Below are 13,517 nucleotides of genomic sequence, written 5' to 3' on the forward strand. Positions count from 1 at the left end.
GACCCGGGTGCCGGGACGGGCCGCCGCCGGTGACCGGGCGCGGCGGCACTAACATGACGCTGATCATCTCCGCGGGTGGACACCGCACACAGAAGACAGGGAGCGACCATGGGCCTCGGCGTGCGCTGGACCTTGCACGGCGACGGAAAGACCCCCGAACCGGGGGCCGTGGTCCGCCCCGACGAACGGCTCTCCTGGCCCCGGACCTTCGGACTCGGCGCCCAGCACGTGGTGGCCATGTTCGGTGCGTCGTTCGTCGCGCCCGTCCTGATGGGCCTGGACCCGAACCTCGCCATCATGATGTCCGGTGTCGCGACCGCGATCTTCCTGCTGGCCACACGCGGCAGGGTCCCCAGTTACCTGGGCTGCTCGCTTTCCTTCGTGGGGGTCGCCGCCACGATCCGGGCCGGCGGGGGCAGCAGTGCCACCGTCACCGGCGCGGTACTCGTGGTCGGCGCCGTGCTGTTCCTGGCGGGGCTCGCCGTGCAGCGGTTCGGCGCGCGGATCATCCACGCAGCCATGCCACCGGTGGTGACCGGCGCCGTCGTGATGCTGATCGGTTTCAACCTCGCCCCGGTCACCGCTTCGACGTACTGGCCGCAGGACCAGTGGACGGCTCTGCTCGTCATGCTGTTCACCGGACTGGCCGTGGTCTGTCTGCGCGGCTTCCTCTCCCGTATCGCGATCTTCCTCGGGCTCGTCTTCGGCTACGTCCTGTCCTGGGTGCTCGACCGGGTCTTCGGAAGGATCCACTCACCGGCCGGCGGCGCCGAGGCCGTCGACCACTGGCGGCTGAACCTGTCCGCGGTGGGCGACGCCGACTGGGTCGGGCTCCCGTCCTTCCACGCTCCGAGCTTCGAGTGGTCGGCGATCCTGGTCGCCCTGCCCGTCGTGATCGCCCTGATCGCCGAGAACGCGGGGCATGTGAAGGCCGTCGGCGAGATGACCGGCGAATCCCTCGACGACAAGCTGGGCACGGCGATCGCGGCCGACGGCGCCGCGTCCATGCTGTCCACCGCCGTGGGCGGCCCGCCGAACACCACGTACTCCGAGAACATCGGCGTGATGGCCGCGACCCGCGTCTACTCCACCGCCGCCTACTGGGCCGCCGCGTGCTTCGCGCTGCTCTTCGGCCTGTGCCCCAAGTTCGGGGCGGTCGTCGCCGCGATCCCCGGCGGTGTACTCGGCGGCATCACCGTCATCCTGTACGGCATGATCGGCCTCCTGGGTGCCCAGATCTGGACGAACGCCAAGGTCGATCTGCGCAATCCGCTGAACCTCGTGCCGGCCGCGGCGGGCATCATCATCGGCATCGGCGGGGTCAGCCTGAAGTTCTCCGACGACTTCGAACTGAGCGGCATCGCGCTCGGCACCATCGTCGTGATCACCGGTTACCACGTGCTGCGGGCCTTCGCCCCCGCCCACCTCAAGTCCCAGGAGCCCCTGCTGGACTCGGGCACCTCCGCGTACGACGAGGAATCGCCCAAGGCCTGAGGCTCAGCCGGTGGCCAGGGCGTAGGCGTAGTCCGGGGTGAAGGATCCGGCCGCGCCCTTGCAGCCGTCGGACTCCCCCGGCAGCTTCACCCACAGGAAGGCATCGATCCGGGCCTCGCCGGTCCTCGTCGTCGGGGTACGCCCGAGGGCCCTGCCCCCCGGGTCGCACCAGTCACCGGCCTGCGGCGCCCCGTTGCCGTTGCGGCTCGTGTCGATGACCGCGCCGAGACGGGCCGGGCCGCCGAGGGCGGCCAGTACCCGGCGGGCGTAGTCCGCTTCGTCCGCCGTGCTGTGGAAGTTCGACACATTGGTGAAGATGCCGTCCCCGCTGGTCGCGGCTCCGGCCTCCTTGAGCGCCGCTGCCTGCTTGGCGGCGGCGTGCCAGCCCGAGTGCCCACCGTCGAAGTAGACCCTGGCCCGCGGGTTCGCGGCGTGCAGGGTACGGCCCGCCCTGGCCAGCGACGCGAAACGGGCTGCCCGTTGCCCCGCCGAAAGGCAGTCCGAGAGCGCGATCGCATCCGGTTCCAGGATCACGATCACCGGTCCGCTGCCCAGCCCTGCGGCGAACTTCTCCATCCACGCGTCGTACGCCGCCAGTCCCGGCGCCCCTCCCTCGGAGGCCCCGCCGCAGTCCCGGTCGGGTATCGCGTAGGGCACGAGCACGGGGGTGCGGCCCGCGGCGGCGGCGCCCGACGTCACACCGCGCACCTGGGCGGTCACCGATGACGGGTTGTAGGCGGCGAACCAGACCGCGGCCGGCTGCGCCGCGATCCGGGACTCGATGAGCGGACGGCGCGGATCGTCCCGGTGGCCGCGGACCCAGTCCAGGACCTGCGACTCCGAGTGGCGGTAGAGCCCGGCGGCCGTGGCGGTGCGCTGCGAGGGCTTCTTCTCCGACGGCGACGGGGCGGCCTTCTTCCCGCCCGTCCGGGACGGACGAGGCGAAGGAGAGGGGGACACGGTGGCCGGTGACGCGGTGGGCACCGCGGGCAGCGGTGCCAGCAGCGGCGAAACGGTCGTGTCGGGGCGGGCGGTCGTCCGCTCGCCCTCCCCCGCGGCTGCGGTGATCACACCGGTCGCCGTACCGACGGCGACGACGGCCGATGCGGCGAAGGCCATGACGTGCCGACCTGCGGTACGCCTCCGCTGTCTGGCCTCGGTCCTGCGTTGTGCGCGTGCGCCCGACACTGTTCGTTCCTCTCCCCCGGCGCCCCGCGTTCGTCCGTTCCGATGAACCTACGGCCGGTCTGCGCCGTGGCGAGCCTACGGCTGGGACGCTGCCCGCATGGCCCAGTTCGAGCAGTTCGCAGACCCGGCCGGAGCATCCTGCCCACGAGTGGACGGGGCGGCGGCCGATGTGGGCACGGTGACCGAGCGGATGCGCATGTACCGCTCGCACTGGCCGCCGGGGGACGGCGTAGCCGTGTTCAACCAGGTCTATCTGACGGTCACGGAGGCCGTCAGGGGGCGGATCGAGGGCGGTTCCTTCCCGGACCGGGACACCGTGTCCGCCCTGGATGTGCGGTTAGCCGAGCACTATCTGACCGCCGTCGACACTGCCGCTGCGGGCGGTCGGCCGCCTGCCTGCTGGCGTCCGCTGTTCCAGTTCCGGCGCCATCCCGGCGTACGCCCGCTGCAGTTCGCACTCGCCGGTATCAATGCGCACATCGGTCACGATCTCGCGGTGGCCGTGGTGGACACCTGTCGTACCCTCGGCTGCGCTCCGGCGGACCTGGAGGAGGAGTTCGACCGGGTGGGAGATCTCCTCGTGATGCTGGAGGAACAGATCCGCGAAGAACTGATGCCGGGTCCCGATCTGCTGCAGGTCGCCGACCCCCTCACGCATCTGGCGGGTTCCTGGAGCCTGGAGAGGGCCCGAGAGGCCTCGTGGTCGGCGGCGCGGATGCTGTGGCGACTGCGTGGAGTACCGCTGCTGGCCGAGGAGTTCAGGGCGCGTACGGATGCGGGGATCGGTCTGGTGGGGCGGATCCTGCTCACCCCGAGCCGCTGATCCCGTTCACCCGGGGGCGGGTCATACCCTGGGGTACCCCTCGACTTCCCTGCGGAGCTCCTCATGTCCGATCCGGCCGGCCGCCCCCGCATGGTCGTCTCCGTACCCCCGCACCTGCGCGCCGAGTTCTTCACCGCCGAGGTCTGGCAGCAACTGGACACGGCGGCCGAGCTGACCGTTCTGGACGAGCACCGGGACCGTACGGCGCTGGCCTCGGCCCTCCCCGGTGCACGGGCACTCATCACCTCGTGGCGCAGTCCGCGCGTGGATGCCCGGCTCCTCGACTCCGCGGACCGGTTGGAACTCGTCGCGCACACGGGCTCGGCCGTGGCCCCGTACGTGGACGAGGAGGTGTTCCGGCGCGGCGTCCACGTCACGCAGGCGGGGCACGAGATGGCGCGGCCGGTGGCCGAGGTGGCCCTCGCGTTCACCCTGTCCCTGCTGCACCGCATCCACCGCTTCGATCATGCCCTGCACGGCGGCGCCCCGTGGGCGGAGGTCGTCGAGGCACCGCCGTCACACGAGATCCACGGCAGCGACATCGGGGTGATCGGCGCGTCCCGCACCGGCCGCGCGTACATCGCCATGGTGCGGGCGATGGGGGCGCGGGTCCGGGTCACCGACCCGTTCCTGTCCGACGCGGACGCGACGGCGCTCGGGGTGGAGTCCGTGCCGCTGGAGGTGCTGCTCACGCGGAGCAGGATCGTCGCCGTGCACGCCCCGGTGACCGAGCGGACGCACCGGATGCTCGGTGCCGCCCAGCTGGCGCTGATGCCGGACGGTGCGGGCCTGGTGAACACCGCCCGGGCCTGGCTGGTCGACGAGAAGGCACTGCTCGCGGAGCTGGCCTCGGGGCGGCTGGACGCGGCGATCGACGTGTTCGACGCGGAGCCGCTCCCGGCGGACCACCCCTTCCGCGCCCTGCCGAACGTGCTGCTGACCCCGCATCGGGCCGCGGGCAGCGTCGAGGGCAGGCAGCGTCTCGGGGCGAGCGCCGTCGGCGAGGTCCTGCGGTTGCTCGCCGGGCAGCCGCTGCTCCACACGGTGACCGCCGACGCCCTGGAACGCCTGCGCTGACAGTCCGACCGGCCGGTGCCGGAGCACGGCCCGGCCGGTGCCGGAGCAGACGGCCCGGCCGGTACGCGCGGGCTCAGTCCTCCGGAAGCTCGACCGGTGCGATCTCGTCAAAGACGTCGCCGGGGCCGGGGTTCGTCGCGTCGGTGGCACCGCCGAACTGGCTCATGACACCCCATACGGCGTTGAGCGCGGTCTGCACGGCGCCCTCGGCCCAGCCGGCCGTCCACGAGATGTCGTCGCCGGCCAGGAACAGGCCCCGCTTGTCCGAGGGCAGCCGGTCCTGCATGAAGTGGGTGAACAGGCGCCGCTGGTAGCGGTAGTGGCCCGGCAGGTTGGCCTTGAACGCGCCCATGAAGTAGGGCTCGTTCTCCCAGGAGACGGTGACCGGGTTGCCGATGATGTGCTTGCGGATGTCGACCTTGGGATAGATCTCGCCGAGCGACTTGAGCATGACGTCCATGCGCTCCTTCGGGGAGAGCGGCAGCCACTTCAGGCTGTCGTCGCACCACGTGTAGGAGAGGCAGATGACGGCCGGCTTGCCGGGCCCGTCGTCCAGGAGGTACGTGCCCCGGGTCATCCGGTCCGTGAGCGTCATCGACATGGAGTCCCGGCCGGTCGCTTCGTCCTTGTCCAGCCAGAACGGCCGGTCGACGGGCACGAACAGTTTGGACGACTCCATGTAGTGGGTGCGCTCCATCGCCGTCCAGTGGTCGATCGGGAAGAGCGCGTCGTCACAGGCGATCTTGGAGAGCAGCAGCCAGGACTGCCCGGTGAAGACCGCGGCCCGGTAGGAGCGGATGTCGCCGGTGGCGTCCGTGACCGTGATCCGGTTGCCTGCGGTGCGGTCCAGGCGGGTCACCGCGGGGCGCGGCTGCCCGTCGTGCAGGGAGGCCAGCGACGTGCCGAGCGGCCAGTGGAGGATCTTGCGCGGTTCGCGGTCCCACAGGCGCAGCGGCAGCTGCTGGCTGCCGCCGACGATCCCGCGGTGGTGGTCGTCGGCCTCGGTGTAGACGACGCGGAGGATCTCCAGGATGGAGTTGGGGAAGTCGGTGTCCCAGCCGCCGGTTCCGAAGCCGACCTGGCCGAAGATCTCGCGGTGCCGGAAGGACTTGAAGGCATCCGAGGCGCAGAGGAATCCGTAGAAGGTCTGGTTGTCGAGTTTCTCGACGAGCTTCGCCCAGATCTCCCGGATGCGCGGGACATCGCGCTCGCGCATGGCGCGGTTCATGTCGGAGAAGTCGGCGCCCTCTTCCAGGCACGTGTTCCAGGCGTCCATCACATCGCGGTAGACCTGCGGCAGATCGGCGATGGTCTCGGCGTAGTGGGACTCGCCCTTGAGGTCGACGACGGTCGACGGAGTGGCCGGGGAGAGCGGGTTGGGAAACGGCTCGGTCTCCAGGCCCACCAGGTCGATGTAGTGCTGCAGCGCCGTGGACGAGGGTGGGAAGCGCATGGCGCCCATCTCGGCGGTCAGCGAGGGGTCGCAGCCCTCGAAGCCGACCGTACGCAGCCGGCCGCCGATCTGGTCCGCTTCGTAGACGACGGGTCGCAGTCCCATCTTCATCAGTTCGTACGCGGCGATGATGCCGGAGAGGCCACCGCCGATGACGGCGACCTCGGATCCGTGCTCGGTCGCCGGTATCTGGCCGATGCCCGCCGGGTGCGCGAGGAAGTCGTCGTACGCGTAGGGGAAGTCCGGCCCGAACATGGTGATCGGCGGCTGCGCGTCGGTGTGCTGGACGGCATTGGGCACCGTGGACGTCATGGGGTACGGACTCCTTGCGCAGGTGAGAAGGGGGACGAAGGGGGAGGGCGCGGGTCAGACGAGGGAGCCGTACAGACCGGGACGGCGGTCCTCCAGGTACGGGTTGGCTGCCCGCGAGGCGTCGAGGAGCCCGGGGTCCACCTCACCGATGACGAGCTCCTCGCCGCGGCCGGCGCGGGTCCGCACGGTGCCGTCGGGGCCTGCCAGGCAGCTCAGCCCGACGAACTCGAACTCACCCTCAGGACCGGTCCTGTTGACGTACGCGACGTACATCTGGCTCTCGAAGGCACGGACCGGGACGACCGACTCGGCGACGAACTGGAAGGGGTGCATCTGCGCGGTCGGCACCAGCAGCAGACCGGTCCCGGCCAGGGCGTGCGCCCGGACGTTCTCCGGGAACTCGACGTCGTAGCAGATCAGCACGCCGATCCGGACACCGTCGAGGTCCGCCTGCACCACGGTCTGCTCGCCGGGGGTGAACCACTTCTGCTCGAAGCTGCCGAACAGGTGGGTCTTGCGGTAGTTCGCGAGGGCGCTGCCGTCCGGGCCGATGAGCTGCGCCGCGTTGAAGATCAGCTCACCGGCGCGCTCCGGGTAGCCGTACAGGACGGCGATGCCGTGCCGGACGCAGAGCTCGGCGACGGCCTGCGCTCCCGGTCCGTCCGCGGGTTCGGCGAGCGTGGGGACGGCGTCGCCGACGGCGTATCCGGTGAGGAAGAGTTCCGGGCAGACGAGCAGTCGGGAACCGGCTTCGGCGGCGCGTCCTGCGGCCTCGTCGAGCACCTTGATGTTCTCGTCCACGGAGCCGGGTCGTCCGGAGCTCTGGAGCAGGGCGGTACGCAGCGGCGGCATGGCTGACCTCGGGCGGTGCGGGCGGAGTACGGGGAGACGTATTGAAGGTACGGGGCGCCGATCACGCCGGACAAGGCGCGAGTGTTGCGCGCACACCATCGATTCATTGCGTCGTACAGGGCTGCCGCGGCGATTCGTTGCGTACGGCGTCCACGCAGGTCAGAAGGGTGATTTCGGTCTCGTACGAGCGGGGTCGGGGCCCCGCGCAGCCTCAGGCGGGCGAGCCCGAGGCGTACCGTCGCAGCAGCGGGGAGAGGACGAGCACCGACTTGGTGCGCTCCACGTACGGCTCGCCCGCGATGCGCTCGAGCACCTGCTCGAAGTGCCGCATATCGGCGGCGAAGACCTGCACGATCGCGTCGGCGTCTCCCGTCACGGTGGACGCGGACGCGATCTCCGGGTAGCGGGCGAGGCCCTGCTTGATCGCTTCCGGTGCGGTGTTGCGGCTGCAGTAGATCTCGATGAAGCCCTCGGTGTGCCAGCCGAGCGCCGCCGGGTCCACCCGCACGGTGAAGCCGGTGATGGCGCCCTCGGCGCGCAGCCGGTCCACGCGGCGTTTCACGGCGGGGGCGGACAGTCCGATGATGGCGCCGATGTCGGCGTAGCTGCGCCGGGCGTCTTCGGCGAGGGCGTGGACGATGCGTTCGTCGAGGTCGTTCAGGCGCACTTCAGAGGGATCACTTCTCTGCGACGGACGGATTTCGGGGGCGGCACGGGCCGCCCCCGAAGTAGACCATGCGCGCCCGCGCGGGGCGCGCTCACCGCAGAGGGCGGCCGGTCAGAAGGGGAACTGCGAGCGGCCGTGCTGCACGGAGATCCACTTCTGGGTGGTGAAGGCCTCGATCGTCGAGTCGCCGTTCAGCCGTCCCAAGCCCGAGGCCTTCTCGCCGCCGAAGGGGACGATGGGCTCGTCGTGAACCGTGCCGTCGTTGATGTGGATCATGCCGGTGCGGATGCGCTGCCCCACTCGCACCCCGCGCTCGATGTTTCCCGTGTGCACCGCGCCGCTCAGCCCGTACGGGGTGTCGTTGGCGATCCGGACCGCCTCGTCCTCGCCGTCGAAGGGCACGAGGAGGGCGACGGGCCCGAAGATCTCCTGCTGCAGAACGGGGGAATCGGCGGCTATCGCGGTCAGGACGGAGGGGCTCACCAGGTTGCCCTCGGCCCGGCCGTGCAGCAGTGCCGTCGCGCCGGCCTCCACGGTCTGGTCGACGATCTTGGTGACCGCTTCGGCCTGCGAGGAGTTGATCAGCGGGCCGATCTGGGTCGAGGGGTCGGCCGGGTCCCCGACGCGCAGGGAAGCGACCTTGGCGACGAACTTCTCGGTGAACTCCTTCTCGATCGCGCGGTCGATCAGGATCCGGTTGGCGGCCATGCAGACCTGGCCCTGGTGCACGTACCGGCTGAAGACGGCCGCGTCGACGGCGTAGTCCACATCGGCGTCGTCGAGGACGATCAGCGCGCTGTTCCCGCCGAGTTCGAGCACGGACTGCTTGAAGTTGGACGCGCACACCGTCGCGACGTGGCGGCCCACCTTGTCGGAACCGGTGAAGGAGATGAGCCTCGGAACGGGGTGCTCGAGCAGCGCGTCGCCGATCTCGGCGATGTCGGTGACGACGACGTTCAGCAGCCCGGCGGGCAGACCGGCGTCCTCGAACACCTTGGCCAGGAGCGTGCCACCGCAGATCGGCGTGTTCTGGTGGGGCTTGAGGACCACGGCGTTGCCGAGGGCCAGCGCGGGCGCGACCGACTTGAGCGACAGCAGGAAGGGGAAGTTGAAGGGGCTGATGACGCCCACGACGCCGACGGGCACGCGGTAGACACGGTTCTCCTTGCCCTCGGTCGGCGAGGGAAGGATCTGTCCGGAGGGCCGCAGCGCGAGCTGGACGGCCTCGCGCAGGAACTCCTTGGCGAGGTGCAGTTCGAACGCGGCCTTCAGCCGGGTGCCGCCGAGCTCCGCGACGATCGCATCGGCGATCTCGGGCTCCAGCTCCTCGACGATCCGCAGTGCCTTCTCCAGGACCGCCCGGCGGGTGTACGGGTTGGTGTCCGCCCATTCCTGCTGGGCCCGCTCGGCCGCGCGGTACGCCTGGTCGACCTCGGCCGCCGTGGCGACGGTGATGGCTGCGAGCTTGTCACCGTTGTACGGGTTGAAGTCGATGATGTCCCAGGATCCCTTCCCCGGCCTCCACTCGCCGTCGATGTACTGGTGGGCCAGGTCAGTGAAGAAGGACATGAGATCCCTTACCGCAGAGAGGCGGGCAGCTGATTGCGACTCATATTACTTACAATGCAACAGAGTTGAAGATGGTCAATAGTGCCCGACAGTCGACTAGAAGCGGTCGTATTCAGTCATATGACGATGCCTGGACACACAGATGCCCCTCCCGGCACGAACACCCGGGAGGGGCACCTGTGATGCGTGGACCGCTCGGTCAACTCCAGCTGGCGTGCAGCGGCTTGCCCTCCGCGTAACCGGCGGCGCTCTGCACACCCACGATGGCCTTCTCCGCGAACTCCTCGAGCGAGGCCGCACCCGCGTAGGTGCAGGACGAGCGGACGCCGGCGATGATCGAGTCGATCAGGTCCTCCACACCGGGGCGCGCCGGGTCCAGGAACATCCGCGAGGTGGAGATGCCCTCCTCGAACAGACCCTTGCGAGCCCGGTCGTAGGCGGACTCCTCCGACGTGCGGTTCTTCACCGCGCGCGCGGAGGCCATCCCGAAGGACTCCTTGTAGTAGCGGCCGTCCGCGGACTGCTGGAGGTCACCGGGCGACTCGTACGTGCCGGCGAACCAGGAGCCGATCATCACGTTGGACGCGCCGGCCGCGAGTGCCATGGCGACGTCGCGCGGGTGGCGGACGCCTCCGTCCGCCCAGACGTGCTTGCCGTGCTTGCGGGCCTCGGCCGCGCACTCGAGCACGGCGGAGAACTGGGGCCTGCCCACACCGGTCATCATCCGGGTGGTGCACATGGCGCCGGGGCCGACCCCGACCTTGATGATGTCCGCGCCGGCCTCGATGAGGTCGCGCACACCTTCGGCCGCGACGACGTTGCCCGCCACGATCGGAACGTGCGGGTCGAGCGCCCGCACCGCGGCGACCGCGCTGATCATGGATTCCTGGTGGCCGTGCGCGGTGTCGACGACGAGCGTGTCGACACCCGCGTCGAGGAGCTGCTTGACCTTGCCGGCGACGTCGCCGTTGATTCCGACGGCCGCCGCGATGCGCAGCCTGCCCTCGGAGTCCGTCGCCGGGGTGTACAGCGTCGCGCGCAGCGCGGCCTTGCGGGTGAGGATGCCGACGAGCCTGCCGTCCGCGTCGACCGCGGGGGCGAGCTTGCGGTTGGCGCCGTCGAGCTTGCCGAAGGCGTCGCGCGGGTCGATGTCGGCGTCGAGCAGCACCAGGTCCTTGGACATGACCTCGGACAGCTGCGTGAAGCGGTCGACACCGGTCAGGTCGTGGTCGGTGACGACACCGACCGGCCTGCGCTCCGCGTCGACGACGACGCCCGCTCCGTGGGCCCGCTTGTGCAGCAGGGACAGGGCGTCCGCGACGGTCTGGCCCGGAGACAGCTCGATGGGCGTGTCGAGCACGAGGTGGCGTGTCTTGACCCAGCTGATCACCTCGGTGACCACCTCGATCGGGATGTCCTGGGGGATGACGACCAGCCCACCGCGGCGGGCGATCGTCTCCGCCATCCGGCGCCCCGCGATCGCGGTCATGTTCGCGACGACGAGCGGGATGGTGGTGCCGGTGCCGTCGGGCGAGGAGAGGTCCACGGCCTGCCGGGAACCGACCGCGGAGCGGCCGGGAACCATGAAGACATCGTCGTACGTGAGGTCGTAGGGGACCGAGGGGGACGCCGTGTAGCGACCGGTGCCGGGCTCAAGAAAACGCATAACACTCATTTTTTCATACGAAACGGTGCAGGTCGTTTCCACGAAGACACAGCAATGGACCCCCGCGTTCGTGAGTTCCTCCAAAGAGGTGCTCCGGGGGGCCTGGCAAGTGGAACCTGCCTTACTCGAAGACCCTACCCGAACGCCTTTCAACCATTCGTGATCACGATCCCTGGACCGGGTGACAGGGGGTCAGGTAGCTTCAAATCCGCAGGTCTCGGGGGTGACCGCACCACCGCGCACGAGCGCGCGGAGAAACCCGTCACGTCTTTGGCCGGAGAGGATTCGGATCCGTCTGTGGAGAGCGAACTGCCGGACATCTACTGCCCGTTCCCTCAGCGGACGAACCCGCACGTAGGGCACACACGCGAGCACATCGACGCGTGGACGCGCCGCACCGGTCTGGTGCACCGGGAGTCCGCGAGACGCCGTTTCGAGCAGGCCGACTTCGGCGCGTTCGTCGGCATGGTCTACCCGACGGCGGGCAGTGAGCACCTCGACCTGGTCGCCGACTGGTTCGTCTGGCTCTTCCTCGTCGACGACCAGCTGGACGACGGCCATCTCGGCCGCAGCCCCGAACGGGTACGCGACGTGGTGGCACGAATGCGTTCCGTCGTGGAGGGAACGGCTCCCGGCCCACTGCCGGGCGAGGAGCCGCCCGCGGCCGTCGTAGCCCTGGCCGATCTGTGGGAACGTACGATCCCGCAGGCCGCCCCGCACTGGCGCACACGATTCGCCTGGCACCTCATGACGTACCTGATGACCGCCACGACCTGGGAGGCCGGGAACCGGGCCGACGGCGTCGTGCCGGCCGAGGAGGCCTACGTGGCCCAGCGGCGGCACACCGGGGCGATCCATGTGTGCATGGACCTGATAGAGATCGTGGCGGGCATCGAAGCGCCCGAATCGGTCCACAACGACCCCCGGTTCATCACGGCCCTGGAAGCCTCGTGCAACGTCGTGTGCTGGGCCAACGACGTGTACTCCTTCGAGAAGGAGCAGGTGCTCGGCGAGATCCACAATCTCGTTCACCTGGTACGTCACCACCGGGGTTACGGGGAGCAGCAGGCACTCGACCACGTGTGCGCCGAGATAGCCACCGAGACCGAGCGCTTCCTCACCGCCGAGGACGAGCTGCTCGACATGTATCCGCAGCTGTCCGGGCTGCTCGTCCCCTATCTCGACGGGATGCGGAGCTGGATGCGCGGCAATCTGGACTGGTCCCGGCAGACCCCCCGCTACAACCCGGCGGACGTCAGCCAGTACGCGGAGCCGGCGGAGTACCTGGAGGAGACCGTGCTCGGCGTGGCCGCGGACCCGGCGGGATCGAGCGCGTCCGACGGGCGGCGGAGCCGGTAGACGACGGAGGCCGGGCACCTGTGCGGTGCCCGGCCTCCGTCGTGTTCCATGACTGTCACTCGTCCGGGTCGGCGCGCTCCAGGGCGGGGCGCTGTCCGGCGGCGGATTCCGTCAGCAGGTAGTCGGCCGCGGCCGTGTCCGTCACCAGGCTGGTGACCAGGCCCGAGCGGAGCACCGCACCGATCGCCGCCGCCTTGCGCTGGCCGCCGGCGATGGCGACCACCTCGGGGATCCGGCGCAGCCGGTCCGCCTCCACGGTGATGCAGCGCTCGCCCAGGTCCCGGCCGACGCGTCGGCCGTCGGAGTCGAAGAGGTGCGCGGACATCTCGGCCGCGACCCCGAGCGAGGCATAGTGTGCCCGCTCCTCGTCCGAGAGCATGTCGTGGACGGTGGAGATGCCCGGCTCCCAGGAACCGATGGAGACCGCGGCGACCGTCACCTTGTCGAAGTACTCGAAGGCGCGGGCGATACCCGTCTGGTGGCGCAGGGCCGCCGCCGTCGCCGGATCGGGCAGGAGCATGGGCGCGTAGATCGGATGCGCCTCGCCGCCGGACACCTGGGCCGCGCGGCGGACCGCCTCGACCGACCCGCGCTCGGCCGTCCCCGCGTCGTAGACCCCGGTCAGCTGCACGACCGTGCAGGGCGGCAGCCGGTCGAGCGCCGCGGCCATGTGGATCGTGGAGCGGCCCCAGGCCAGGCCCAGCACATCGCCCTCGTTCACCAGCTCGCCGAGCAATTCGGCCGCGACCTCGCCCAGGTTCTCCGGGTCGGCCGCGTCGTCCTGCTCGTCCGCAGGGGACTCGACGACGACCGCGTGGCGCAACCCGTAGCGGGCCCGGAGCGCGTCGGAGCGCTCCGCGTCCAGCTCGGCCGGTACCCGGATCTCGATCCGTACGAGATCACGCTCGAGGGCCGTCTCCAGAACCCGGGCCACCTTGAAGCGGCTCACGCCGAACTCCTCGGCGATCTGGATCTTCGACTTTCCCTCGAGGTAGAACCGACGGGCCATGGCCGCCGCCTGAACCAGCTCCGCAGGTCCCATCCGCATGGCTGACCG

11 protein-coding genes are annotated in these 13,517 nt (G+C 70.2%); 4 read left to right on the top strand and 7 right to left on the bottom strand.

Annotation, left to right across the window (positions count from 1 at the left end; all coding sequences use genetic code 11):
• The first annotated feature begins 108 nt into the window (after nt 1-108).
• Nucleotides 109-1,494, top strand: coding sequence for a solute carrier family 23 protein (locus tag ABZS61_RS03250; RefSeq protein ID WP_356415349.1), 1,386 nt, complete (start codon nt 109-111; stop codon nt 1,492-1,494).
• Between the two features lie 3 nt (nt 1,495-1,497).
• Here the strand turns inward: ABZS61_RS03250 and ABZS61_RS03255 are convergent, their stop codons facing one another.
• Nucleotides 1,498-2,613: a glycoside hydrolase family 6 protein gene (locus tag ABZS61_RS03255; RefSeq protein ID WP_356415352.1), complete on the bottom strand. Its 1,116-nt coding sequence runs from the start codon at nt 2,611-2,613 to the stop codon at nt 1,498-1,500.
• A 166-nt stretch (nt 2,614-2,779) separates the two neighbouring features.
• Here ABZS61_RS03255 and ABZS61_RS03260 point away from each other — a divergent pair, with 166 nt between their 5' ends.
• Entirely contained in the window at nt 2,780-3,505 is a 726-nt protein-coding gene (locus ABZS61_RS03260; protein ID WP_356415355.1) for a DUF5995 family protein, read from the top strand.
• Between the two features lie 63 nt (nt 3,506-3,568).
• The gene (locus ABZS61_RS03265) at nt 3,569-4,582 is read left to right on the top strand and encodes a hydroxyacid dehydrogenase (RefSeq protein WP_356415358.1); all 1,014 of its coding nucleotides are present in this window, start codon (nt 3,569-3,571) and stop codon (nt 4,580-4,582) included.
• 73 nt (nt 4,583-4,655) lie between these two features.
• Here ABZS61_RS03265 and ABZS61_RS03270 read toward each other — a convergent pair whose 3' ends face one another.
• The 5 genes from ABZS61_RS03270 to ABZS61_RS03290 form a co-directional block, all read right to left on the bottom strand.
• Nucleotides 4,656-6,347 carry an NAD(P)/FAD-dependent oxidoreductase gene (locus tag ABZS61_RS03270; protein WP_356415360.1) on the bottom strand — a complete coding sequence of 564 codons (1,692 nt, stop codon included), beginning with the start codon at nt 6,345-6,347 and terminating at the stop codon, nt 4,656-4,658.
• Nucleotides 6,348-6,401: 54 nt separating this feature from the next.
• Nucleotides 6,402-7,199 (bottom strand): carbon-nitrogen hydrolase family protein, encoded by a 798-nt coding sequence (locus ABZS61_RS03275; RefSeq protein ID WP_356415363.1) that lies wholly within the window; start codon nt 7,197-7,199, stop codon nt 6,402-6,404.
• Between the two features lie 211 nt (nt 7,200-7,410).
• Nucleotides 7,411-7,866 (bottom strand): Lrp/AsnC family transcriptional regulator, encoded by a 456-nt coding sequence (locus ABZS61_RS03280; RefSeq protein ID WP_329212983.1) that lies wholly within the window; start codon nt 7,864-7,866, stop codon nt 7,411-7,413.
• A gap of 111 nt (nt 7,867-7,977) precedes the next feature.
• Nucleotides 7,978-9,435, bottom strand: a complete 1,458-nt coding sequence (locus ABZS61_RS03285) for an aldehyde dehydrogenase family protein (RefSeq protein ID WP_356415366.1) — start codon at nt 9,433-9,435, stop codon at nt 7,978-7,980.
• Nucleotides 9,436-9,634: 199 nt separating this feature from the next.
• On the bottom strand, nt 9,635-11,101 hold the full coding sequence (locus tag ABZS61_RS03290) for a GuaB1 family IMP dehydrogenase-related protein (protein WP_356415369.1): 1,467 nt from the start codon (nt 11,099-11,101) through the stop codon (nt 9,635-9,637).
• A gap of 297 nt (nt 11,102-11,398) precedes the next feature.
• On the opposite strand from ABZS61_RS03290, the gene ABZS61_RS03295 reads away from it, so the two are divergent.
• On the top strand, nt 11,399-12,460 hold the full coding sequence (locus ABZS61_RS03295; protein ID WP_356415372.1) for a terpene cyclase: 1,062 nt from the start codon (nt 11,399-11,401) through the stop codon (nt 12,458-12,460).
• 55 nt (nt 12,461-12,515) lie between these two features.
• Here the strand turns inward: ABZS61_RS03295 and ABZS61_RS03300 are convergent, their stop codons facing one another.
• Nucleotides 12,516-13,502 (bottom strand): sugar-binding domain-containing protein, encoded by a 987-nt coding sequence (locus tag ABZS61_RS03300; protein ID WP_356416379.1) that lies wholly within the window; start codon nt 13,500-13,502, stop codon nt 12,516-12,518.
• Between the last annotated feature and the right edge of the window lie 15 nt (nt 13,503-13,517).

This window comes from Streptomyces sp. NPDC005566 (assembly GCF_040605575.1).
Taxonomy (GTDB): domain Bacteria; phylum Actinomycetota; class Actinomycetes; order Streptomycetales; family Streptomycetaceae; genus Streptomyces.